The 24,033-nt window shown below is 63.0% G+C and carries 21 protein-coding genes; 7 read left to right on the top strand and 14 right to left on the bottom strand.

Annotated elements, in window-relative coordinates; all coding sequences use genetic code 11:
- The 7 genes from QM609_RS11340 to dacB all read right to left on the bottom strand — a co-directional run.
- A partial coding sequence (locus QM609_RS11340; RefSeq protein ID WP_283337280.1) for a DUF7937 domain-containing protein occupies positions 1-1,516 on the bottom strand: 1,516 nt, incomplete at its 3' end.
- A 46-nt stretch (positions 1,517-1,562) separates the two neighbouring features.
- The gene (locus tag QM609_RS11335; RefSeq protein WP_228232427.1) at positions 1,563-3,884 is read right to left on the bottom strand and encodes an outer membrane protein assembly factor BamB family protein; all 2,322 of its coding nucleotides are present in this window, start codon (positions 3,882-3,884) and stop codon (positions 1,563-1,565) included.
- A 22-nt stretch (positions 3,885-3,906) separates the two neighbouring features.
- A complete protein-coding gene (locus QM609_RS11330; RefSeq protein WP_020968343.1) occupies positions 3,907-4,572 on the bottom strand; it encodes a DUF4190 domain-containing protein in 666 nt (221 codons plus the stop codon).
- Positions 4,573-4,694: 122 nt separating this feature from the next.
- Positions 4,695-5,249 (bottom strand): hypoxanthine phosphoribosyltransferase, encoded by a 555-nt coding sequence (gene hpt / locus QM609_RS11325; RefSeq protein WP_003941159.1) that lies wholly within the window; start codon positions 5,247-5,249, stop codon positions 4,695-4,697.
- Positions 5,250-5,252: 3 nt separating this feature from the next.
- On the bottom strand, positions 5,253-6,230 hold the full coding sequence (gene tilS, locus QM609_RS11320) for a tRNA lysidine(34) synthetase TilS (RefSeq protein ID WP_050656872.1): 978 nt from the start codon (positions 6,228-6,230) through the stop codon (positions 5,253-5,255).
- Entirely contained in the window at positions 6,231-7,304 is a 1,074-nt protein-coding gene (locus QM609_RS11315; RefSeq protein ID WP_054187886.1) for an Rv3626c family coenzyme F420 biosynthesis-associated protein, read from the bottom strand.
- Entirely contained in the window at positions 7,304-8,713 is a 1,410-nt protein-coding gene (gene dacB, locus QM609_RS11310) for a D-alanyl-D-alanine carboxypeptidase/D-alanyl-D-alanine endopeptidase (protein WP_054187885.1), read from the bottom strand. Before dacB ends, QM609_RS11315 begins: the two co-directional genes overlap by 1 nt.
- 103 nt (positions 8,714-8,816) lie before the next feature.
- Between dacB and QM609_RS11305 the strand changes: the two genes are divergently transcribed.
- Positions 8,817-9,308 (top strand): inorganic diphosphatase, encoded by a 492-nt coding sequence (locus QM609_RS11305; RefSeq protein WP_054187884.1) that lies wholly within the window; start codon positions 8,817-8,819, stop codon positions 9,306-9,308.
- Between the two features lie 106 nt (positions 9,309-9,414).
- Here QM609_RS11305 and QM609_RS11300 read toward each other — a convergent pair whose 3' ends face one another.
- The 3 genes from QM609_RS11300 to QM609_RS11290 all read right to left on the bottom strand — a co-directional run bounded on the left by QM609_RS11300 (position 9,415) and on the right by QM609_RS11290 (position 12,161).
- Positions 9,415-10,245, bottom strand: coding sequence for a crotonase/enoyl-CoA hydratase family protein (locus tag QM609_RS11300; protein WP_003941098.1), 831 nt, complete (start codon positions 10,243-10,245; stop codon positions 9,415-9,417).
- A 46-nt stretch (positions 10,246-10,291) separates the two neighbouring features.
- Positions 10,292-10,498 carry a hypothetical protein gene (locus tag QM609_RS11295; RefSeq protein ID WP_124568973.1) on the bottom strand — a complete coding sequence of 69 codons (207 nt, stop codon included), beginning with the start codon at positions 10,496-10,498 and terminating at the stop codon, positions 10,292-10,294.
- Positions 10,499-10,631: 133 nt separating this feature from the next.
- Positions 10,632-12,161: an LCP family protein gene (locus tag QM609_RS11290; RefSeq protein ID WP_228232425.1), complete on the bottom strand. Its 1,530-nt coding sequence runs from the start codon at positions 12,159-12,161 to the stop codon at positions 10,632-10,634.
- 122 nt (positions 12,162-12,283) lie between these two features.
- Between QM609_RS11290 and QM609_RS11285 the strand changes: the two genes are divergently transcribed.
- From QM609_RS11285 to QM609_RS11265, 5 genes are all read left to right on the top strand, one after another.
- Positions 12,284-13,102, top strand: coding sequence for a polysaccharide deacetylase family protein (locus QM609_RS11285; RefSeq protein WP_003941121.1), 819 nt, complete (start codon positions 12,284-12,286; stop codon positions 13,100-13,102).
- Between the two features lie 4 nt (positions 13,103-13,106).
- Positions 13,107-15,086 (top strand): amino acid permease, encoded by a 1,980-nt coding sequence (locus QM609_RS11280; RefSeq protein ID WP_078377438.1) that lies wholly within the window; start codon positions 13,107-13,109, stop codon positions 15,084-15,086.
- 434 nt (positions 15,087-15,520) lie between these two features.
- Positions 15,521-15,943, top strand: coding sequence for a hypothetical protein (locus tag QM609_RS11275; protein WP_228232423.1), 423 nt, complete (start codon positions 15,521-15,523; stop codon positions 15,941-15,943).
- Positions 15,944-16,085: 142 nt separating this feature from the next.
- Positions 16,086-16,685, top strand: coding sequence for a TetR/AcrR family transcriptional regulator (locus tag QM609_RS11270; protein ID WP_039972767.1), 600 nt, complete (start codon positions 16,086-16,088; stop codon positions 16,683-16,685).
- Positions 16,682-18,475, top strand: a complete 1,794-nt coding sequence (locus QM609_RS11265) for an alpha/beta fold hydrolase (protein WP_054187882.1) — start codon at positions 16,682-16,684, stop codon at positions 18,473-18,475. The genes QM609_RS11270 and QM609_RS11265 overlap by 4 nt, the downstream gene beginning before the upstream one ends.
- Positions 18,476-19,423: 948 nt before the next feature.
- On the opposite strand, the gene QM609_RS11260 is transcribed toward QM609_RS11265, so the two are convergent.
- Entirely contained in the window at positions 19,424-19,888 is a 465-nt protein-coding gene (locus tag QM609_RS11260; protein WP_136472130.1) for a hypothetical protein, read from the bottom strand.
- Positions 19,889-20,384: 496 nt separating this feature from the next.
- On the opposite strand from QM609_RS11260, the gene QM609_RS11255 reads away from it, so the two are divergent.
- Entirely contained in the window at positions 20,385-20,906 is a 522-nt protein-coding gene (locus tag QM609_RS11255) for a 2-oxo-4-hydroxy-4-carboxy-5-ureidoimidazoline decarboxylase (RefSeq protein WP_007727034.1), read from the top strand.
- Positions 20,907-20,962: 56 nt separating this feature from the next.
- On the opposite strand, the gene QM609_RS11250 is transcribed toward QM609_RS11255, so the two are convergent.
- The 3 genes from QM609_RS11250 to QM609_RS11240 all read right to left on the bottom strand — a co-directional run bounded on the left by QM609_RS11250 (position 20,963) and on the right by QM609_RS11240 (position 23,993).
- On the bottom strand, positions 20,963-21,418 hold the full coding sequence (locus QM609_RS11250) for a tellurite resistance TerB family protein (protein ID WP_003941110.1): 456 nt from the start codon (positions 21,416-21,418) through the stop codon (positions 20,963-20,965).
- Between the two features lie 84 nt (positions 21,419-21,502).
- A complete protein-coding gene (locus QM609_RS11245) occupies positions 21,503-23,059 on the bottom strand; it encodes a TerD family protein (RefSeq protein WP_083745009.1) in 1,557 nt (518 codons plus the stop codon).
- Positions 23,060-23,099: 40 nt separating this feature from the next.
- A complete protein-coding gene (locus tag QM609_RS11240; RefSeq protein ID WP_042922710.1) occupies positions 23,100-23,993 on the bottom strand; it encodes an SGNH/GDSL hydrolase family protein in 894 nt (297 codons plus the stop codon).
- Between the last annotated feature and the right edge of the window lie 40 nt (positions 23,994-24,033).

Raw genomic sequence — 24,033 nt, 5'->3', positions numbered from 1 at the left:
CAATCTCGAACAGCACCGCCGCCGGAGTCCGCGGATCCGCAGCCTCGAGAGCACGCCCCGAAGGCCGAACGGGCTGTCCGAGATTCGGTATCGCAGCTGTAACCGTGGTGGCCGACGCGAACAGTTGCACCCCCGCATACAATTTCCGAACAGCCGGTGAGACTGTGAGAGCGAGAGCAACCAGAACCACCAGCATCGCCATGGCGAGATCGAATATCCATGCACTGTAATATATTTCGCCATACATGGCCGACTGCACCACGAGACGAGCGATCATCAGGACGAGCAAGCCGAGACAGACTCCGAGACCGACCTCGCGTGACGGGCGAGGGTCGAGCGAAAAATACCGAAGCGACAGTGATCTGACTCCGACAACGGCAAGAATCCCGAAGAGTATCGCGAGAACAGCGAGCACTAACGCATCTCCCCACGGCACGATGCCAAATTGCGTTGCTGCCATTGCGATCTGAGAGAATCCAACACCGAAGCTCCACACCGCGATCAACAGCATGCCGTTTCGTGCCGCTGCGAGCCAGACGTATCCGGGGTGCGTCCCGTCGCCGACGGACGCAACACCGAATGGAATGAATGTAATTGCGGCTGCGGCAATCAAGAACGTGATGCCGTAGTAGGGACTAGCCGTGACCGTGTGGAACAGCTCGACACTTGTGCCCTCGCTGATCGAGTGGAGTAATCCGGCTGCGAGGAGAGCGATGCCGAGCGCGGCGATGGTGAGGCGCCAGGACGCAAACCGTCTGGCGAGACCGACTGCCGCAACACCCACCACGACGATCGGAACGGCCGACGACACGAAGAGAACGATCAGGCTCTCGAATGTCTGCGGCCCGTCGTAATATCGGTAGCGACTGACGGAGACCAGGATGTAGATCAGCGCGAGTAGCGCCGAGGCCACTGACGACCCCCAAGCCACAAACACAAGCGGCTTCACCAACGCCAACCATCGCGGCGCGGTTCGAGGGTCGATGCGAATTTCGGCCGCGCGCGGTTGAGCTGCGAGCAGGGCGCCGGCAAGCCCGAACCACGCTCCAGCGCCAACCCCGTTGCCGGTGAAAATACTCGAACTCTCACTGAATCGGAACATTCCACGAATGACGTCGTAGACGACAAGACCCACAACAGTGGCAATGAGGGGTCCGTTGGCCACCAGACGCAGCACACGTATCTGCCCGACATTCCAATTCGGCCCGAGCATTCCGAGTCGCGCCACGTACGGCAGTAACAGCGACGCCAGCGACAGCAGTGTCGGCAGAACCAGAAGCAGCACAAGAGCACTCGAACCGACGCGGGCTATTCCGACGGTCGCACTCCACGGTAAGAAGAGCGACACGAACAGCAGTGCCGCGGCTGTCCCGTCGCGGGTGTAGTCACCGATCCGAATATCCACGAACGCAGATCGCGTCGGTGAATAGCTCTGTGGCGGTGAATACATGCCGTGCGACAGGGGCGAACCGCTTATTGATGGTTCACCGGGTTGACGCGAGTTGTCTTCGGTCATTCGCCAAGCTCCTCAGATGTGGGAAGTGCGCCGAACGGGTCAGGCACTATCGCCGATATTTAGTGGTCCCCGACGAATCGCGATCGTTGCTGACGATCTTGGCGAAGCATTGATCGTTGGCAATCCGCTTCGAATCGCACCACCCGTTGGCCGCATCCGCATCCGCAAACGTCAAGCCTGCGACGGTTATCCACCAACCCCGGAGATCGAAGGTCCGCCATTCGTCACTCCAGAGCAGACGCACCTCCGGATACATGAGACGAAGTTCGAGATGCTGTCGCAGGATCTGGGCAGCAGTCCAATGCACCTGAGCGCCATTGATATCCGCCGCATCGAGTCCGACCCGCTTGGAGGAGATCTGAGCCACCCACCTGTTCGCGAGGTCACCGATCACAAAGGGGCGATCGGCGTCGGCCTGAGCCCGGAGGGCGTCGAGACTCGCAGATTCGACGTCGCCCGTTGTCGGCTGCGCGCTACGTGTGGGTCGGATCGGCGTATTGGTGTCACTTCGCGATGCCGGCCCGGATGTCAGGCTGGTATCACTCGTCCCCTCGTCCTCGCATTCGACGAGTTGAGCACCTGACGCTCTCGAATTGGTCAGACTCGAAGACTCACCGAGAGTGTTCGGCAGCCTCCAGAAGCTACCGAGGTCGTACAGGAACTCGCGCTGGATCGAGTTCGTCGTGTTCGTCCCATCGGTTCGGGGAAGATAGATCGGCGCATCGGAGAAGTCGAACACCGCCGATGCAACGCTCTGGCCGGTGTCGGTGATCGATACACGAAGCGCGTCGGTGGAGACGATGTCTCCGCCGGGACATGATGCTTTCATTTCCATTAGAACGACGAGACCCTCTGCCTGCGTGCGGTATTCAACCGGCGTCAGGGTCGGTGTCCGGCCGCATTTCGTGACGTACTCGTTGCCTCCGTCGAATTCAGGGACAGCGGGCAGCCTGCCCGGTGCTCCTGACGGTCCGCCGGTCGGTGGGTAGTAGAGGAATCTGTCATTGGAGATCGAGGCGAGTCCGTCGTGGGCCTTCGACCAAGACCAGTGGTTGGTGTGGGAATCGAGGGACCAACTGACAGAGCCGTCGTCGAGTTCGACGGCGAGCACCCTGCCGTCGTTAGGATGGACGAGAATTCGCTCACCGTCCGAGACCGAGTAAGAGAAGTAGTCGCCGATCTTGGTCGACCACAACTGTTCCCCGGTGTCGATTCGGTAGGCCGAGAGCGTGTCCGAGTCGTTGCCCAACACGATGTCGCCGACGATCCGGCGTAGCGAGAAGTGGTCTCCGCCGATGACCGACCACAGCTCGGTGCCGTCGTTCATGTCGTAGGCACCGCGCGAGCCGATGTACGGACGAGATTTCGATGCCGAGACAAGCCACGGTGATGCCGGTGCGTCTTCGTCAACTCTAAATCTCTCGGCACCGTCACGGTCGGACACGATGCTGGAGTATCCGTCCGACGCAAATGGCATCGCACAGAGGACGCCGGCAAAACCTTGTCCTGGAAGTGCCTCGTAGCCACCCAGATTCGGATTCGAAAGCAGTGCGCCATCGACCGCGTTGAGCGCCGTAGATCCGATGCTCGAGTAATAGACGATGCCGTCGACGATCTCGAAAGAATGCGAATCGCCGGATCCGACGCAGTCGGTTTCCGGTGGAGTTGTCGTTGTCCACGCCGCATCGAGGTCAGTGGGGGTTCCGCGCGAAATCACCAGCCCGGACTGGCTACCGCCGACAGTGAAGACCGCTCCGTCGGAAACCTCGACCAAGGTGGCCGTATCGGTGTCGACACTCGAACGAATCGCCCCCGAGTCGAGCGAGAAGGAAACGACTCGAGCTGTTCCACCAGGGTTCCTGACGACACAAGGTAGGGCTGCATCGATCGCGGTGGTCGCACACGACACCGTGCCGGCGACCGGCGTTTGCCATCGAATGGATCCGCTCTCGGCGTCGACTGCAACAAGTTGGGACTGCTGGCCCTGCTGTGGACCGACCGTAGTGATCAGAGTCTGTCCCACGTCGATGAATCTCGCCGTTCCATAGCTCGCACCGAGCGAATCCGGCCACAGAAATCTTCCGCCCGGCAGAACCTCGTCAACGTCCAACGACCACCCTGGCGTCGGCTGCGTCGGGTAAGTGTTGACCAGCTGGCCTGCCACCGGTCCATCGGTGTCTCCCGACCGGAGAATCGTGACAACGGTGACGGCGCCTGCGGCGAGGGCCGCGACGGCGGTAAGGGCTGCAACGGCAACAATCCATCCTCGGCCACGAGATCGAGAGGGCGGAGGATGTCCGGCAACCAGAGCCTGCGGTGGTGAAGGTGGGGGTGGTGGGGGAGGTGGGGGCGGGGGCGGCAACGTCATCGGTTGTGTCTCCCTCTGTCGATCATTCGTCCGCTAGGCAAAGCACTACGACAGGACTCTCTTTGCGAACCCAATCGGCGGTGCACGAAGATGTGGACGTGCCGCGGCTGACTACCCGGTGAGTGGCGCTGCTCGAGCTGCATGAGACCGGACTGACGTATGTCTCGCTGGTCCCGTCGCCCTTGTCTGCCCCGAGCCTTCGTACGACGCAGTCACCTACCGAGGCATTGGCGATGACCGACGCCGTGTCGCTTCCGCTGTACGTCGGCGCCACCGTCCGGGATGTGGTGGTCGCATACGTCGGATAAGTCGTACTCGACGATTCAGATGTGTAGTAGAGAGAAGACGCGCTGTCGTAGTCGTCGAACGCGCGGGTGACTGCATTGGCAATGAGAAACATCCACACGATCGACAGCACCAGAAGCGCGGTGAAGATGTAGCCGATGACCAGACCGGCGATTGCAAGTCCTCGCCCCTGCTCACCGGTTCGTTTGATCTGCGCCAGCGAAATGTGGCCGAGCACAATGCCGACCGGCGCCAGCACGAGCGCCCCGACCAGGGCGGCAATTGCGAGGCCGTTTGTGGTCGGAGGTTGGTACAGAACGCCCTGCGGTTGGGCACTCCAGTACTGCTGCTCCCCACCAGGCGGGGGCGGTGGTGGCGGTGGCGGTGGTGGCGGAAGGGTCACCGAATAAGCCGTCGATAGCGCATTCCGTGAATCTAGCGACGCCTCGGAGACCTGTCTGTCGTCCGTTCGGCGGACTGATGCAGAGGTGCCGAAATGTGAAGAGTTCTAACCGGCGAGCAGGCTCAGCCGCCGTAGACCTCGGGGTCCAGGGTGCCGATGTACGGCAGATCGCGGTACCGCTCGGCGTAGTCGAGGCCGTAACCGACGACGAACTCGTTGGGGATGTCGAAGCCCACGTCGCGGACGTCGACGTCGATCTTGACCGCATCCGGCTTACGGAGCAGGGTGACGACCTCGAGCGAAGCGGGATTACGTGTCTTGAGGTTGCGCATCAGCCACGACAGCGTGAGACCGGAGTCGATGATGTCCTCGACGATCAGCACGTGGCGACCGGCGATGTCCTTGTCGAGGTCCTTGAGGATGCGGACGACGCCCGAAGACGAGGTCGAGGATCCGTAGGAGCTCACGGCCATGAATTCCATCTGCGACGGGATCGGCAGCGCGCGGGCGAAGTCGGTCATGAAGAAGACCGCTCCCTTGAGGACGCCGATCAGCAGGAGATCCCCTTCGGGGGCGCCTGCCGGGTAACGCTTGGCGATGTCCTCAGCCAGTTCCGCCGTTCGTGCACGGATCTGTTCTTCGGAGATCAGTACCGATGCGATGTCGCCCTCGTACACGCGTCAAACCCTTCGTCGGTCTTCGAATCCGAGGATCAGCCTGCCACGTCGCCGGGCCGCCACCAACCTCGCCTCCGGTGTTCCGCCCCCGATCGCGACGCCGCCTTGCCCCCGCCAGTCGGTCACCAGGGCGTCGACCGCCCGTAACTGTTTGTCCGTCAATGCTTTTGCGCCGCCCTGCAGCAGCCAGGCGCGCAGAGCGCGTCGACGGATTGCGGTGGGCGCTTCGGCAAGTGTGTCCACTTCCACTTCCCCGTCGACGACAACCCGTAGGAGTAGGGCCTCGGCGTACTCGTCGAGCGCCTCACCGTCCTCACGCAACTGCGTCGCGGTTCGGGCCAACGCCTCGGCAACTCCCCCGCCGAGAATTTCTTCGAGCAGCGGCAACGCCTCGTGCCGCAGACGCACGCGAGTGAACTCGGGATTGTTGTTGTGCGGGTCCTCCCACGGCGTGATGCCCAGGTCGACGCAGGCCGCCCTGGTCACCGACCGACGGATGCCGAGTAGCGGCCGTCCCCAGGGGGCGTCGAATGCAGCCATACCCTGAATCGATCGCCCACCGGACCCGCGGGACAGTCCGAGAAGGACGGTCTCGGCTTGATCGTCGAGCGTGTGTCCGAGCAGAACCGGGAGGTCAGTCCTGGCGTCGCGCAGAGCGCTGTACCGAGCCTCACGCGCAGCGGCTTCGAGACTCCCACCTTCGGCTACGTCGACGGTCAGCACCGTCGCGGTCCGGCAACCCAGCGCCAGCGCCTGGTCTGCGGCCGAGCGCGCGACGGCATCAGAACCATCTTGTAGCCGATGGTCCACGATCAACGCGTCGACAGAATCGGTTTCCGCCACCGCTGCTGCGGTCAACGCCAATGAATCGGTGCCCCCGGACAGGGCGACGACCACACGGCGTCGTGGCTCGAATGCGACCGTCCATGCCCGCACGGCCTGTCGCAGCGCCAGGAGGGCAGGCGTCTCAGGCAGCAGCATCTAGCCGAGAACGCGCTTTACCCACGCGTCGGGATTGTCGATCTCGTCGAGCAACGGCAAGGTCTCGGGCCCGGTCCAGATGGTGTTGAACTGCTCCATGCCGACCTTGAGAACTACCGCGTCGACGAAGGCCTTGCCACGCACGTACTGCGCCATCTTGGCGTCCATGCCGAGAAGCATCTTGATGATCCGCTGCACGGGGTTGGACTTGCGCTGCCGACGCTTGTCGAAGGCCGCGCGGATAGTTGCCACCGACGGCACCACTGCGGGGCCGACGGCGTCCATCACGTGGTCTGCATGCCCTTCCAGGAGAGTGCCGAGTACGAGCATCCGATCCAGCGCGTCACGCTGGGGTTCCGCCTGCGAGGCGCGCAGCAGCCCGATGATGCCGCCCGCCGTCGCACCGTCACTGGAGTCGGGTTCCTTCCGCGAGCGCAGCTCTGCAGCAAGGCGCCCGACAACGTCGGTCATCGACTCGTCCACCGTCGCACCAAGCGTTTCGACGGATTCCTTCATGTACTCCGCTAGCCACGGCGAGGACGAGAACTGAACCCGGTGCGTGACCTCGTGCAGGCAGACCCACAACCGGAAGTCACTCGGGTTCAGCCGAAGGGACCGTTCGACGGAGACGATGTTCGGTGTGACCAGAAGCAGGGTGCCGTGCTCGCCGGTGAACGGGTCGTACTGCCCGAGGATCGCCGAAGACAGGTACGCCAGCATGGCGCCGGCCTGCAGGCCCGCCGGCTTTCCGACGATGAGATTGCCACTGCCGTCAGGGTCGGCGCCGGTGAGATGTGCCATCGACCGCGAGGCCGCCGTGATCCACCCGGCCCGGTCAAGCACGTCAGCAGCCGGGACCGGTAGACCGTCGGCCAGCCCGGTCACTTCACGAACTGGCAGTTCTGCGCGCTCGGACGCTTCGGCGAGTTCTGCGGTTGCCGTCTCGGCCGTGTAGCGAGACATCGCGGGGCCGCCGCGCGCCAGTTTTATCCCGGCTTTGGCGGCAAGACTCCAGTCGACGGCACCACCGAGCGGAGCCGAGGCGTCATCATCTTGTGGAGTCTTTTCGGCCACTATTGGCACCCGCAATTCCTCAATGCTCCGGCAATCGCGTCCAGGGCAGGACGGCTCACTTCTGGCGGCCGGTCATTGGACATCAGTGCGAAGGTGAGCACTCGCCCGTTCTGATCGACCACGAACCCTGACAACGCGCTGGCCGTTGAGAGAGTTCCCGTCTTGGCTCGCACCCAACCCGCACCGGTTCGGTTTCCGGACGCGTAGCGGTCGGACAAACTTCCTGTTCCGCCGGCCACCGGAAGGTAGTCCAGCAGGGGGCGCAGTTTCGGATCACCGTCACCGGCCGCAGCCGTCATGACGCGATCGAGTACCTGAGCGGGAATGAGATCGTCGACGGACAGTCCGCTGGAATCGTGCAGCGAAACTCCGGTGCAGTCGAACCCGGCCGCCTGCAGGGTCTTGCCGGTCGCGTCGACTGCTCCGGTGAACGAGGCTTCTATTCCGGAGGCAATTGCGACCTCACGCCCGATGGTCTCGGCGAGCACGTTGTCGGAATGTTCCATCATCTGCAGCAGCCGGTCGCTCAGCGGCGCCGACTGCACGGTGGCGATCGGCTTGGCACCGGCAGGCGCCGCGCCGAGACTCACGTTGGCGGGATCGACACCGAGCGCCTGAGCGAGCACCTTGCCCGCGTCCAACGCGGGAGTTTCCGAACGCGGCGACTCGTCTTGAGTGCCGTCGTACCGACCACCTTCGATCATCACCGATTCGATCGGGGTGATGTAGCCGGCCGCGATGTCCGCGGGGAACCAGCCGGTGGCCATGTTGTCGCCCTTGAACAAGCTCGAGTCCACCACGACGCTGGTCACCGGCGTACCGGCAGCCTTGATCTGGTCGACGAGATCCGCGATGTGAGCAGCATTGGCGTAATACCCGCTCTGCCCCTTCGGCGTGGCCGTCAGCGTCGGGTCACCACCGCCGACCAGAACGACCTGCCCGGGGCTCGCTCCGGGAACCACCGTCGTGGACAGCCGGTGGTCGAGCGGCAACTTCAGCAGTGCCGCCGATGCGGTCAGCACCTTCGTCGTGGACGCAGGCGTCATCGGCGTCGACGGGTCCGTGCTCCACAGAATGTTTCCGGTGAGCGCATCAGCGACAACTCCGGTGAACTTCCCCAGATCCGGGTTGGCCACAGCCGGGCCGATCGCCGCGGCGATTCCCGCCGCGCTCGGGATCGGTGCGTCCGTCGGGACGGGCACCACCTGAGGTGACGGCGTCACGAGCGCAGGCTGCGGCGACGTAGTCACGGTCGCACTGCCGGCAGTGTCGTTCGACGTACCGAGTTTCACGACGACAACTCCGGCGACGGCCAGTACAACCACTGCACCGACCGCCAGAAGGATGCGGAAGTTACGCCGTCGACTCTCTTCCAACGAGCCGATCTTCTTCTTTCCTTGGCCCGCCAACGCCCCTCCGTCTGTGCTCTGCCTACTGGGTGGTCAGGCAACCTTATCCTTGACCCGATATCCTTCCGACGAATCATTACCGACACGACAGCGAGGAATCGGCGTGGAGTTCGACGTCACCATCGAGATCCCCAAGGGTCAGCGCAACAAGTACGAGGTCGACCACGTAACCGGTCGCGTCAAACTCGATCGCTACCTCTACACAGCTTTCGGCTACCCGGCCGACTACGGCTTCATCGAAAACACCCTGGGTGAGGACGGCGATCCGCTCGACGCCATGGTCCTGCTCCCCGAGTCGGTCTTCCCCGGCGTCATCGTCGAGGCTCGCGCAGTCGCGATGTTCAAGATGGTCGACGAGGCCGGCGGAGACGACAAGGTCCTCTGCGTTCCGGCCGGTGACCCCCGCTGGGATCACATCCAGGATCTGGGTGACATCTCACAGTTCGAGCTCGATGCGATCAAGCACTTTTTCGTCCACTACAAGGACCTCGAGCCGAACAAGCACGTCGAGGCAGCCAACTGGGTCGGCCGCGCCGACGCAGAGGCCGAGATCGAGGCTTCGATCAAGCGTCTCGCTGCCAACGGCGGTCACTGAGCTCGAGTTCTCAGGCCTAACGAAAATCCCCGCACATCGGAAGATGTGCGGGGATTTTTGTGCTGTTTTTACTCGCCCTTGCAGTTCCTACTCACCCTTGCAGTTCCTACTCACCCTGGAAGACTGGCGGGCGCTTCTGGAAGACGGCGGTGATGGCCTCGGTCAGATCCTGCGAAGGCAGGAACGCCGCGTTCCAGGCTGCGACGTAGCGAAGGCTGTCGTTCACGCTCGCGCTGCGGGTGTGATCGAGCACGTCCTTGATCCCGTGGACGACGAGCGGCGGGTTGAGCGCAATCTCCTTGGCGGTCGCGCGCGCCGCTGCCAGTACCGCGTCGGCATCGTCGAAAACGTCGTTGACGAGGCCGATCTTCTCGGCGCGCGCTGCGTCGATGTCCTTGCCGGTCAGAGCCAACTCACGCAGGTGTCCGTCGCCGATGATCGCGGGCAGACGTGCGAGACTGCCCATGTCTGCGACGATCGCGACCTTGACCTCTCGGATGCTGAACTTGGCATCGGCACTTGCGTAGCGGATGTCCGCCGCCGTGATCAGGTCGACGCCGCCGCCGATGCACCAGCCCTGAACAGCTGCAACGACGGGCTTGCGGCAGTCTGCGACGGCATTGATGCCCGACTGCATGCGCTTGATCATGTCGTGGAACTTGGTGCGCGGGCCTGCCTGAGCCTTGTCCGCGAGGACGGCACCGAATTCACCGCTCATCGCCGGCAGGTCCAGTCCGAACGAGAAGTGCTTGCCGGAACCGGCGATGACGATTGCACGCACCTCGGGGTCGGCGTCGAGGTCGGCGAAGATTTCGGGGAGTTCACTCCAGAAATCCGGCCCCATCGCGTTGCCCTTGCTCGGCCCGATCAGCGTCACCTGGGCGATGTTGTCTTCGCGCTCGACGGTGAACGCATTCCAGCTCTTCTGTTCAGTCATTACTCAAGAGTAACTAAAGGTCGGGCTCAGCCGAAGACCGCTGCCTTCATCCGAAGATTCCTGCCTCGTCAAGTACCAGTACGACGAGGGTGACGGCCATCAGGGCGAACATGATGAGCATCGCCATCCTGGCCGCCCGCTCACTGGTCGGTGGGAAAACGCGCTGCGCCGGATGCTCGGCCACGTACTCGGACAAGGACATGGTCCTGGCACGTGAGCGTGTCGGATTCTGTACCGCTGCTGTTGTAGCCATGTCGGTAATCCTTTCAACTACGCAATCTCAGTCAGGTACCCCAAAGGTGAAGTACCCGACTGAGTTCGACTTCTCCAATGTAGACCCGCAGATCGAAGAAGTCAGCGTGAGTTTGGTGCGAATTACCTGAGAGTCAGTCCACACAGGGAATGCCGCCATTCGCGTCGGCCCGGATGGGTGATCCCTGCGCTCCCGTATCGGGAACGGTGCCGGCGGATACCGACGAGTCCGACTGCGCCGGAGCGGCCGAGAACACGGTCTGCGCATTGTCCTCACCGATCAGTACAGACACTGATTCGGCCGCTGCCTGCTCGTTAGGCACTGCGGCCACGCCCAACTGCTCGGCCAGCGCCTCTGCGACGGCTTTGGCGCCGACTCCATAGCTGACCACCGACTTTGCCGTCGCAGCTGCGGTGCTCACCTCTCCGACTTCGACTCCCGACGCTTTCATCGCCGCTGCCAACGCGGCACCCAACCCGTCCGTCGCGGTTCCGTTGCGGATGTCCACAACTTCGTTCCCGGTCGAGACAGCAGTGTCCATCGCAGGTGCAGATGCCGAGTCACCTCCCGCGAAGATCCGCGACACTTCACTACGCAGACGCGCCGGATCGACCATGTTGACGTCCTGGCCGTCGACGGTCTCGTATCCCTCGATGGGCAGGGTGTAGAAGTCGATGTTCCCACCTGCGAGAGCGCTTGCCTGAGAAGCGAATCGGACGGGATCCATGGCAGAATCGATCACCACGTCCTTCTTCACCACGTCGGCCAGTGCCGTCATCTTCGGAATGTTTCCGATGACGCCGGAGCCCTTCAAGTTGGCGATCACCGCGCTGATGAAAGCCTGCTGCCGGTGGGTGCGATCCAAGTCCCCGTTGTCCAGGCCGTGGCGTTGACGGACAAACGAAAGTGCCTGTGACGGATCGAGAGTCTGAACTCCGGCCGGGAAGTTGGCGCCCGAGAAGTCATCCTGCACCGGATTGTTGAGGCACACCTGAACGGGGCCGATAGCCGAGACGACGTCGTAGAAGCCCATCAGGTTCACTTCGGCAAAGTGATCGATCGGAACCTTGAGCAGATTCTGCACGGTGGTCAGTGTCGACCGTCTTCCGACTTCACGCGCTTGTTGCTCTCGTGCAGCAGGATCCGTCACACCGTCCGCTATGAGTTTGGCGTCCGCATCAGCCTTCGCCATTCCGTACGCTTCCTTGATCTTGGCCATTCCGTAGCCGGGTACCGCGACGTAGTCGTCGCGTGGGATCGCCACTGCACTGGCCTTGCCGCCATCGCCCGGAACATGGAGCAGGATAAGCGTGTTCGTGTTGTATCCACCCACATCACTGTCCCCCGCATGCAGCTTGTCGGTGACGAACTCAGCCGGCAGGTCGCTGCCGTCCATCGCTTTACGACTGTCGAGCCCGATCAACAAGATGTTGGTATCCCCGTCGAGCGAACTGCCGGCGTCGTCACCGAGGGCGGAGAGCGCGTCCGATCGATACAGCCCCGACGTGAGATCCGACTGCACGTACCAGCCGATTCCGACGCCCACCAGAATCGTCGTCGACAGGGACGCCGCCGCCAGCTTGCGCCCCACCGAGAGCGTCGACCGCTGCGGTTGACGCCTACGCCTGTGTCTGGTTGCCGAGTGTCGAGGTCGCGGTTCCACGGCCGACACGCTATCCAGCGTTCCTGAGTAGAACCTGTCGATACCGGACACGGCTGGTCATTGGCTGAAAAAACGCTGAGAATGAAGTCCGAATAGGGCAAATCTGCTCTAGGCTCCGCCCTGTGGACCGCCGACGCTTCCTCAGTGCCCTCGCAGCAGCAACTCTGACCGGAACCGCCGCGGTGACCATGGGAACCGCTTGTTCGTCACGTTCGGTCGGGACGGCAATCGCTGCAGCCGACGAACCAACCGACCCCGTCCCTGTCCCGGATCTCCCGCCTGCCTTGTTGCCGCCTCCACCGCCGTCTGCCCGGGTGCCGCTGCCCGCCGGCGGATCGTTGACCGCGTTACCCGGCGGTGGGGATCTGTTTGCCCTGACGGTTGACGACGGAGCCAGCTCCGAAGTCGTGCGCCTCTACACACAGTTCGCAAAAGACACCGGCATCCGTTTGACGTACTTCGTCAACGGGCAATACAACTCGTGGACCGAAAACGCCGGACTTCTCAGACCGCTGGTCGAGAGCGGACAAATTCAGCTCGGCAATCACACCTACTCGCACCCGGATCTGACGTCCGTGCCGAAGCAGCAGATCGCAGACGAGCTGACGAAGAACGGCACGTTCCTGCGCAACACCTACGGCGTGGACGCGGCGCCGTACTTTCGGCCGCCGTATGGAAGGCACAACGCGACAGTCGATTCCGTGGCCGCGAGCGTCGGCTACACCGTGCCCACCCTCTGGTACGGATCACTGTCGGATTCTTCGTTGATCACCGAGGAGTACATCCTCCAAATGGCGAACCAGTACTTCAATCCGGGGGCCATCGTGATCGGGCACCTCAACTATCTGCCCGTGACCCACGTGTATCCGCAACTGGTGGACATCATCCGGAGCCGAAACCTGCGGACTGTCACGCTCAACGATGTTTATCTGAAGCCGTGACGCCGTGGTGACCGCAGCCGACAACGAGGTCCCGGCCGACAACACGGCTCCGTCTGTGAAACAACGCACCGAGGCCTGGCTGCTCGCGGACATCACCGAGGAACCAGCCGGACATCTGGGGCCACACCGGATGGCGCCGAAGAAGGAGAAGCGCCACCCGTGGTGGAAGGTGATGTGCCTGACGGGTGTCGATTACTTCTCCACTCTCGGTTACCAACCCGGTATCGCGGCACTGGCGGCCGGCACGTTGGCTCCCATCGCGACAGTCGTATTGATCCTGCTGACACTCTTCGGCGCTCTACCGGTCTACCGGCGAGTGGCTCGCGAGAGTCCGCACGGCGAGGGTTCGATCGCCATGCTCGAGAAGCTGCTGCCCAAGTGGCGCGGCAAGATCTTCGTTCTCGTGCTTCTCGGCTTCGCGGCCACCGATTTCCTCATCACTATGACGCTCTCGGCTGCCGATGCCACGGCGCACCTCGTCGAGAACCCTTTTGCTCCAACCTTTCTCTCCGGACACACCGTCGCCGTCACCCTGGTTCTGCTCGCGCTCCTCGCTGCGGTCTTCCTCCGCGGATTCACCGAAGCGATCGGTATCGCGGTCGGATTGGTCGCCGTCTATCTCGCCTTGAACGTGGTGGTCATCTCCGTAGGTCTGTGGCACATCGCGACCGCGCCGTCGTTGGTCACCGACTGGACGCGCGCCATGACCACCGAGCACGGAAACCCGGCGATGATGATCCTGATCGCGCTGATCGTCTTCCCGAAGTTGGCTCTCGGTCTGTCCGGCTTCGAAACCGGCGTCGCGGTCATGCCGCAGATCAAGGGCGATCCGCACGACACCGAACAGAATCCACGTGGCCGCATCAAAGGTGCGCGGCGCCTGCTCACCACGGCGGCGCTGATCATGAGCGGATTCCTGCTGACGTCGAGCCTGGTCACCACCATCCTGATCCCAGAAAACGAGTTCCAACCCGGAGGCGCTGCCAACGGTCGCGCGCTTGCCTTTCTCGCCCACGACTATCTGGGTGAGATCTTCGGAACCGTCTACGATCTCAGCACGATCCTGATCCTTTGGTTTGCCGGTGCATCGGCAATGGCAGGGTTGCTCAATCTTGTTCCAAGGTATCTCCCCCGCTACGGCATGGCGCCGTCGTGGGCCCGCGCCGTGCGTCCGCTGGTCCTCGTGTTCAGCGTCATCGCCATCACTGTCACGATCTACTTCGACGCCGGTGTCGACGCTCAGAGTTCCGCGTACGCAACCGGTGTCCTCGTGCTCATCTCGTCGGCGACCGTCGCCGTTGCACTGTCCGCTCGTAAGCACGGTCAGCGAAAACTGTTCGTGGGGTTCAGTTTTGTCGCAGTTTTGTTCGTCTACACGACGATCGCGAACATCTTCGAACGTCCAGACGGTGTGAAAGTGGCGTCGTTCTTCATCGCCGCGATCATGGTGGTGTCCTTCCTTTCCCGGATCTCGCGAGCCTTCGAACTACGGGCAACCTCCGTCGAATTCGACGAGACCGCGCTGCAATTCATCGCCGAGGCAGCCGAGAAGGGTTACCTCGCGATGGTGGCGCACGACGTCGACCGTCTCGACGAGGACGAGTATCGGCAGAAGGAATCGCAGCAGCGCGCCGAAAGCAACATCCCGGAGGCGGAGTCGATCATCTTCATCGAAGTCAACGTCACAGACTCCTCCGAATTCAGCACCGACCTCCTCGTCCACGGCCGACAGCGCGGTGAGCACCGGATTCTCTGGGTCGACAGCCCGGCCGTCCCCAACACCATTGCGGCGGTTCTCCTGCGGACGAGAGACATCACCGGCGTGATTCCCGACGTCTACTTCGAGTGGACGGAGGGAAACCCGATCATGTACCTGCTCCGCTTCCTGTTCATCGGTGAGGGCGAAACCGCTCCCGTGACCCGTGAGGTCCTCCGCCGCGCCGAACCCGACCAGTCCCGCCGGCCACACGTCCACGTCGGTTGACGCCCACTCCCACTAACCGCTCACAAGCCCGCTCGCGATTGCTGTCGAACATCGCTGCATCCAGGGCTGTGGTGGCCGAGGTGGCAGGCGACCAATGCGGGCGCGATGGTGAGGGGCGTCGTTCGTCATGGCGACCTTCCATTCGTGTCTGGGGGCCAATCTCGGTCCCCTTCATGGATTTCGCCTTCTGACAACGGAAATTGCACCGGCAAGAGGGACTGGCGTGCAACTGGTGAGCGAAAAGTCTGTCCGCACGCGCGAGTGCAGATTGAAAGGCCTTTCGACCCGCAGGTGGACGGGACGATGCGACGGAGATCGAGAATGACCGCGACATACAATCGCGATCAGAGCGAAGCTCCAGGCCGAGATTCCGGCGCCGCTGTGATGGAGGGGTCAGGATGTTCGGTTGGAAAAAGAAGCGCAACGATTCAAAGATGACGCTCGACGATGTGATGTCGAAGCTCAGGCCTGACCTGAGTCGGGAATCACTCGGCGTCGGACCCGACTTTCCGGGCGTCGCCCCGAACCCGCTCATGAGCAGTGATGCACGCAAGCGCAATGCGGAACTGCGGACGGGGGTGCTTGCGCTCGGCGTTCTCGTCGACTGGCGGGAGGTCAACAGCAATCCACGCGTGGTCCTGATGTTCGACGTGGAGACCTCCGACGGCATCTTGTTCCGCGGTATCGCAGACGAAGACCTCACGATCACCGAGCTGACACGACTCGCCCCAGGACAGACGTTGCCCGTGCGCTACCGGCCGGCCGTCATGGACCACTACGTCGCCCTTGCCCGGGACGCGGACGCCGCCCACGTTCAGCAGCTCTCCGACGAGATCGCGACCCGCAAGCGGACCTGACCCGAAGCCTTGGCCGGATCCTAGGTCGCCGGCACTCCGATGATGGCGTCGGCGGTCACACGCATGTCGATCACGACGAGACTGGTTGGTAGACGGATTCTCTCGGTTGAAAATAATATGTAGACCGGTCTATTGTTGGCTCATGGCATCCAAAGGAGACCTGACAAGGGCACGGCTCGCAGAATCCATGCTCGAGCTCATCCAGACCAGCGGCTACAGCGGCACGGGCCTGAACGCCGTGATCGAACACGCCGCAGCGCCGAAAGGGTCGATCTACTTCCACTTCCCCGACGGGAAGGAAGGCCTGGGCGTCGCAGCGATTGAGCTCGCCACGAAGGCATTCGGGACGCTGATTGCAGAGGCCGCGATTTCCCGGGTCGATGCGGCCGAGGCAGCACGCGCCGCGATCGAGGCCCTGACGACCATCGTCAGCGAGAGCAACTTCCGGCGGGGTTGCCCGGTCTCTGTCGTCACCCTGGAGATGGGCGCGGAGAACGAGCGTCTGCGGCAGGCGTGCGCCGCTGCCTTTGAGTCGTGGATCGCCCTGACAACCGCGTTTCTCGAGGCCAGCGGCGTTGTCCCCGACGAGGCCCGATCCCTGGCGACCGTTGTTGTGTCGACGATCGAGGGGGCGGTCATCGTCTCTCGCGCTACGCAAAACACGCAACCCCTGATTTCGGCCGCTGACATCGTTGCGGAGCTCATCAACCAGCGCTGCCAGACCGTTGGCGGAACGCGATGACTCCACGCGACGTCTCCCGTCACGCCCTGGTCTTCGGGGCCTCAGGTCTGGTCGGTCGGCACCTCGTCCTGACCCTCGCCGAGGCTGGTACGAACGTCACGGCGGCAGTTCGGACCGCCGAGTCCGGGGCCCGTGTCGAGCGATGGGTCAGAGAGCATGGCCTGACGCGGAGCATCAGCACGACGATCGTCGACTTCGACGCTCCTGAAATCGTCGCGGGTGGCCCATCGGCGTTCCCTTTCATCACAGAGATCCACAACTGCGCCGGGTCCTACCGATTCGGAATGACCGCCCAGGAGGCACGCAGCGCGAACGTCGGCATCGTCGAGAAGCTGATCGACTTCGCCAAGGACCTCCCCAACCTGCAGCGCGTGATCCACGTGTCGGGCTACCGCGTCGGCGGACAAGACCCCACAACGGTTCCATGGCCCGACGATCACCGCACCGCGGTTTACAAGGACCTTGGCGCCTACGAAGCGTCAAAAGTGGAATCCGACGCAATCTTCCAGGCCCGAGCCCTCAAGCACGGAGTTCCCTGGACCATTGTCAATCCGTCCAGCGTGATCGGCGACAGCGCCACCGGGGAATCCGACCAGCACATCGGGCTGGCCAGCACAGTCGAGCAGATTTGGAACGGCACCGCAGCAGCGTTGCCTGGAAACGAATCGACGTTTCTCCCGATCGTCACGGTCGACTATCTGGCGGCCTTCATGACGGCAGCTGCGGTCGATCCCGCTGCTGAGGGCATGGCCTACTGGGTTCTCCACGACGACACCCCACCGCTAGCGGACCTGCTCACACACGTCGGTCGGCATCTCGGTGCGAAGGTCCCGCGGGTCAGGATTCCGATCGGCGTCATCAAGCGGCTCCCGCAGCAGATCACCAAGGCCGATCCCGAGACCCTCACCTTCATGTCCGCCGACCGCTATCCGACAGAGTCCGCCGTCGAGTTCGCCGACAGACACGGGATCCTGATGCCCGACGTGCTGGTGTCCCTCGAACGGTGGGCCGACTACCTGGCAGCGCATCGGTTTGGTGCCGTCATGTCCGCCGACCGTCGATTCGTCGACGTCGGCGGCCTGAGGACATTTGAGCTCGGCGTACCAGGATCGAGTCGGGTGATTCTTCCCGGCATGCCCGTGAACGCGGACACGTGGGCAGAGGTAGCTGCCGGCATCGAGGGGCGGGTCGTCGACTTGCCCGGCCTCGGCCTCAGTAGCGGGGCCGGCGTTCAGGACTGGGATGAGTGGCTGCCGGCGGTAGTAGCTGGTGAACCTGCTGACCTCGTCGGCCACTCCATCGGTGCGGCTGCTGCAGTAGTTGCGGCTGACCGGTTCCCGGCGCAGGTGAAGTCCCTCACGTTGATCGCACCGTTCTTCCTCCAGGCCCCGATGGGTTCCTCGGCCAGACTGAAGCCGCTCGTACGCGCCTACTTGCGACACGCAGACCCGGCACGGCTCTCACGCAAACTGACCGGATCAGAAGCGAGCGCGGATTCTCTCGTTTCCAGTCTCAGTGACCTCGAGCGAAGCAGTTCCAAGAGCGTGGCCGAGCATCTCGCCCGTGCGGGATCGAAGCGGTGGCGTGCTGAACTCCAAGAAGCGCTTAGGCGATTCAGTGGCCCGGTCCGCATCATCACAGGAAGCAAAGACCCAATCGACCCGGCCGCGGTTGCGCAGCTCGAGTCACTTCCGAACATCAAGCTGATCTCGCTGCCGGGTGCCGGGCACCATCCGCAACTAACCCATACCGATGCTCTCGTCGATCTGCTCGAGGGATCGCTCGCGTGACATAGACGCCTGCGGTTTCAGCAGCTGACAGAGATACGGGCATCCAATCTGTAGCTGGCCAGTCTGTCGGTGACCATCACACTCAGCACAACTCCAGTCCTTTGAGCAGTCGACGTAAGAGCTTCATGGCTGCCGAAGTGTTCACCAAGGCGTCAGTAAAACTGCGTTCCGCTTGAGCTCGCATGGAGTCACCTAGGAGAGCGCTATCCGCCATTCCCACGGCAATGGAAGCCACCGAATCCCACCCCAGCAATCATCTGAAGCCTCCTCGAATGCGTTGTTGCTCCGGATCAGTGACAACCGGGGAGGTCGACGGGCCGTGCAGTATTCGAATCGCGCAGTGTTCCTTCACTTCAATTGCAACGGAGGGGAGCGTTGAGTGGCTCGAGGCCGCATCACCGGAACCCGATACGAGTAGCGAGGCAACATGATCGGCGGGGCCGGCGCTGCAGCTTCGAGGGTGCCCGCCGCGAGCCTGGTGAGCAACACCCCATCGCCGACGGCATCAACCTCGTCGGCATCAGGCGGGTCCTCGAACTCGAGGACAGCACCGCAGCACTACGCCGCGACAACGCGCAAACAACACTGAAATCCGCACAGCCAGAAGGACACACCGCACAGTAAGGACCACCGCCATGGAAAACGACCGCGTACCCGCAGCCGTCGACGCGACACCCGACGCCGACTACATCGAACAATCAATACCCGTCGTCCAGGACGAAAACCTCTGAGTGAGTCACGGCACCTCATGGAGAGTTCGCCGTTCACACACCAAACGGCGCAGATAAACCGTGGAAGATCGTGACGTCTACGAGCTACTTCCGAGGCAGCGAGCGCTTGCGTCGCCCCACAAAAAGAATCGCCGAGCTACTTGCGTTCGAATGGCGTAGCCGCGAGGACGGTTACGTGAAATTCCGGTTTCCCTGCCACCGCCGCCGCCATACGGACTCACATGTTCAACGTCCCCACATCACTACGCCCCTTCCGTCGAGCCGGCCACGCCCGAACTGCCTTCCGCCCGGAGAAAACCGCCAACGCTCCCGTCGCCAATGACAGCGAACTGCTCAAAGCCACGATCAGCGTCGGACTCGATCCGACCAAGTGACCACTCGAACCCCGCCACAACCTGACCGTCTGCCCCACAGCGTATTCGTGCGCGCTGGAGCACTCGACGAACGATTCGATGTGGTCCACCTCGTCCTGCGCCCATCCCACCGTATAGGTGCGCGGATGCACACAACGGCCCAGCGTGGCACCGTCCTCCACGTCCAGCACCCTCGCTTCGACAGCAGGACCCATACCACCGGAGATCGACTGCACAGCAATGCTGAACGTCACCACCGCGCAGATGAGTGCTGCCAGAGCAAGTATCGACAATGCGGCGACGATCCACATCCCCCTCCGCTCGCCCACCGTATCCACCCTCGACCTCATAGATTCTTGATATGACATCTACGGCCCGATACAAAATCGAGCCAACCGCGAACTCGCGCGGAGCCTCCACGACTGCCAGCGAACGAGACACACTCCCTGCCCATTGCAGGGGCCGACGCCGAGAGCCTCAAACGAGAGCCGACCCTGTCAAGCCGCTGGTCGCCTTTCGGAGACGGCGGGATCGCCAACCGATCTCCGTGAAGTTGCATCAGACGCAACGTTATTGGCCTCTTTTCGGGACAGATTGCTCGCCATCTCCTGTGGTCATCGGCGCCCGGTTGAGTCGGCTTCGTCAGCGAACCTTGTCGGGTGGAGACCGTGTGGGTCAGCTCGTTACGCCGCGTTAAGAACCTGAAAACTCGGTGAGCAAACCTTCCTTTCCCAGGTGAAGCGGCGGATTATCGAAGTGGCCGCGCATCTGGTTACCGCGCGGCATGTCGAGCGCGCCTGAAGGCACAACGGGCCGGGAGGTCACATGCTGCTACATCAATCGATCGGGTTGGAGCGCTTCAACGAACTACCGCGGCAGAAGGCAGTTCACGCATTGTTCGAGTGCTGCTGCTCGCTGACGTGGGCCGGGTGGGTCAGCGACGGACGTCCGTTCGCCGACCACGCGGAGATCCTCTCGCGCGCCGAGGACGCGATTCTCAACCTCTCGGACGAGGACGTCGAACGCGCCCTGCAATGCCATCCACCCGTAGGCGTGCGCAAGAACAGCGTGCCGTCCCACCTCGAGCAATGCTCGATCTGGGTTCCGGACGACGCCGTCATGGCAACCATCTATCGCGCCGGCGAGGAGTACGAGCGGAACTTCGGCTTCCGGTATCTGTGGTGTTCGCACGGCCACGACGCCGACGACCTGCTCGAGAACATCGGCCAGCGCATGTCCAACGAACGGTCCGTCGAGCGCAAGGTCTGCGTCGACGAGCTCGCCAAGATCACGCGGACGAGGATCGAGCGCATGCTGGGACCCGAGGACGGCTATCCCGAGTACTGAAAAGAAAAGCGGGTGCAGCGCTTTCGCGCCGCACCCGCTTTCATGCTCTGAATCGATCAGAGATCGAACTCGGCCGGAGAAATTCCGACTGCAAAACACATGTCGCGTACGACGCCGCGCTCGTGCTCGTCGAAGTTGCCGTCCGCGCCGCCGATGATGATGCCGATCTGGATGACCGCGCGGGCCTGATCCTGCTTCGACTTGAGCTTGGCGATGGTCGCGGTTGCCTCGACCTTGCCGAACTCGTAGTCCGAGGACAGCTTGCTGCAGTACCAGTCGAACTGCTCACGAAGCTCGTCCGGCGGGAAGACCGCGAGCGACTCGTTGCTCATGATCAGCGCGGCGGTCTTCTGACGCTCCGACGGATCGATCGAACCGTCTGCGGCGGCGATCAACGCGCACATTGCCATGCTCGCGTTCTTGAATTCCTTGTTCTGGAACTGGCTGGTCTTTGTCTTGAGCTGGCCGTTCATCTCCTGAGCCTTAGCCTTCAACTGATCCCAGAATGCCATGAGTCTCCTCGAGTATTGCCGCCACACACCGCGCGTGGTCGTACCACCACTCTGCCTGTGTGCTCGGCAATCCGCCATCGGCCGCTAGGTGCGGTCGAACACTGCCAGAATTCGCGACTCGGAGATCGGGTCGAGCACGTCCGGGGTGAAGTGCCATTGCGTGCGGGTCCACGGATCGTGAACCTCCGTCTGCCCTGCTGCCGAAAGATGTTGGCACCCCTCGGACAGTGCGGCGACGGATTCTTCCGCGAAGTTCGACTCGTCCTCTCCGACAATCAGTATGGACAAACCGATTGCCGGCCCGCGTTCGGCGAGGAACATGATGGTCTGTGCGTCTTCGGCGGAGTATCCGTGCGGGAAATCGCTGAGGATCAACAGGCGCAGGGAACTCGGCCCGTCGGCGACGCCACTCATTCGCGCGAGTTCGCCCATGTCGACGGCCTCGGCCAGTGCCCGCAAGCGCGCCGAGATCTCGGTGTGAGCGGTGATGACCGGCCCCGCGAGCATCGGTGCCAGTCGGTCGGTCAGTGGCGTGAGCGAGCCGGTCAGGTCGACGACGTCGAGTAGCGGCATCGGGCCGGCGGCCATGACGCGCACGGTGACGGCACTGATCAGACCGAGCGCTGCTTTGCTCGACGTACTGTCCACCCAGATCGGCCGGCGCAATGGCAACGGGACGCAGTACGGAACGGTGAGTGTGCCGCGGTCCGGAGCCGACAGCTCGCCAAGACGCATTCCGTCGCTGACGGCTGTGATCTGGGCCGGATCGGTTGTACCCGCCCACGACACCGACTTCCACGACGCCATCGACCGTGGGAGCACGCCGTCGATCACGCCGAGTTCGTGCGCAAGCTGAGCGCTGTCGCGGGCGTGATTGTCCCGCGCGAGTGAGACGAGGTCGTCGTGACGCTTCTGTGCGGCATCGCGCGCCGCCACTCCCGCTGCCGAGTTCCGCAACGACGGATCTGCGACGGCAGCGGTCAGATCTTCGTCCAAACGGGCAAGCGCGTACTCGCTGCTGGAGACGAAGGAAGCGGCAGATCGTGAGGCATCCTCGAAGATCATCCACGCGCGCTCGAGGCCGCGGCCCACCTCCAACGGCTCCACCGCGGAGTCCCACGCGGGCGCGGCTGTCGGGGCTGGTTGTGCCGGCTCGTCGTCCACCTCGACGCCGTGCACCGAGATCAGTTCCGCCAGACCACCCGCATAGCCCTGCCCGACGGCCCGGATCTTCCAGGCACCGGACTTTCGGTACAGCTCCCAGCAGATGACCGCTGTCTCGGTACCTGCGGTGGGGATCGCGAATTCGGCCAGGACCGAACCGGATTGATCGCTCAGGGTGGCGGAGAGCCCGGCCGTGCGAAAGGCTCCCGCGGCCGTCGCTGCCGGATCCACGCTCACGATGCACAACACGGCCGCCGCATCGGGGTGAAGTCGATCGAGTTCCACCCGGATGCCACTCTCGTCGAGTTGCACTCCAGCGGTGGACGGTTGGTTGTAGAAAACGAAGTCCGCGGACGTCAATGCCCGCAGGTTCGCGTCCGCTACCAGCGCCGACACGTCGAACGGCGTCTGGCTCTCGGCTCGAAACGTCACCACGGGCGCCTGCAGCGGCGCGTTCTGTCCGGGAACAAAAGTCATACCCACAGCAGCGAACTATGCCATGACCGGGCTCTCTCGGTCAGCCTTGCACGTCCGCCACCACTAGATCGGCCACCGCGGTCATCCCAGCGTCCGTGAAGTGCAAGCGCTGCGCCGTCGACTCCGAGAACAGGCCTTCGAACCAACGCTGATCTGCACTCGCACATGCGTCGTGCCCGCCGGCGATGCTCGCCGCCGCAATGTCGACAGTGCGCACACCGTGGGCGTGGGCGACCTCGTCGAACTTCGTGTTGTAGCGAGCGAAGTAGTCCATGAACCAGGATGCGTCGGCGTCTGAGAACGGAATGTTCGGCCAGCATCCGCGAGAGGAGATCATGCCGCCCTCTCCGATCAGGTAGATGCGAGCGTTAGGCGCGCGCTGCGTGACCGCAGTCAGGATGCGATCCAATTCTCCGGCAGCCCGGTCGATTCCGGATTGGGCGACGGAATTCGCGAGCGGGTCGTACCGGCATCCACGATCGGTTCCTGGCCCCGGAGCGACGCACAGGGGACCGAGGAAGATGCTGTTGGAGTCGTTGCCGCCGATCGAGATGGTGATCAGGTCGGTGTCCGGGTGAACGGCATCGAGTTGGACAGGCCAGTAGTTCGGAATCAGCTGTGGAGTGTCGATGATGTTCTCGGCGCGTGCCGCGCTGCAAGAGACGTCGGTGAACTCCGCGACCTCGAGTGCCCGAGAGATCTTGCCCGCGAAGTTCTCGTACGAACGCGAACAGGCGTCGGGGTACATCGGTTCCAGCCTTGGACCGGAGGCACGGGAGTCACCGAGGGCGACGTACTTGATCCCGGTGCCGGATACTCCTGACCGAGTTTCCGACTGGGGCACCGAAGCCTGCGCGATTCCGGTGCTCACGAGCGCCAGCACAACGCCTGCGACGGCCGCCGCCCGACCGAGAAGTTTCCCTCGAATGATCATCTACTGTGCCAAGTCCTCTCGCGCACGGCCGCTCGACTGA

Source organism: Rhodococcus sp. IEGM 1302 (assembly GCF_030056935.1).
In the GTDB taxonomy this organism is placed as follows: Bacteria; Actinomycetota; Actinomycetes; order Mycobacteriales; family Mycobacteriaceae; genus Rhodococcus_F; species Rhodococcus_F qingshengii.
This window is presented reverse-complemented; position numbering and strand designations above follow the sequence as displayed.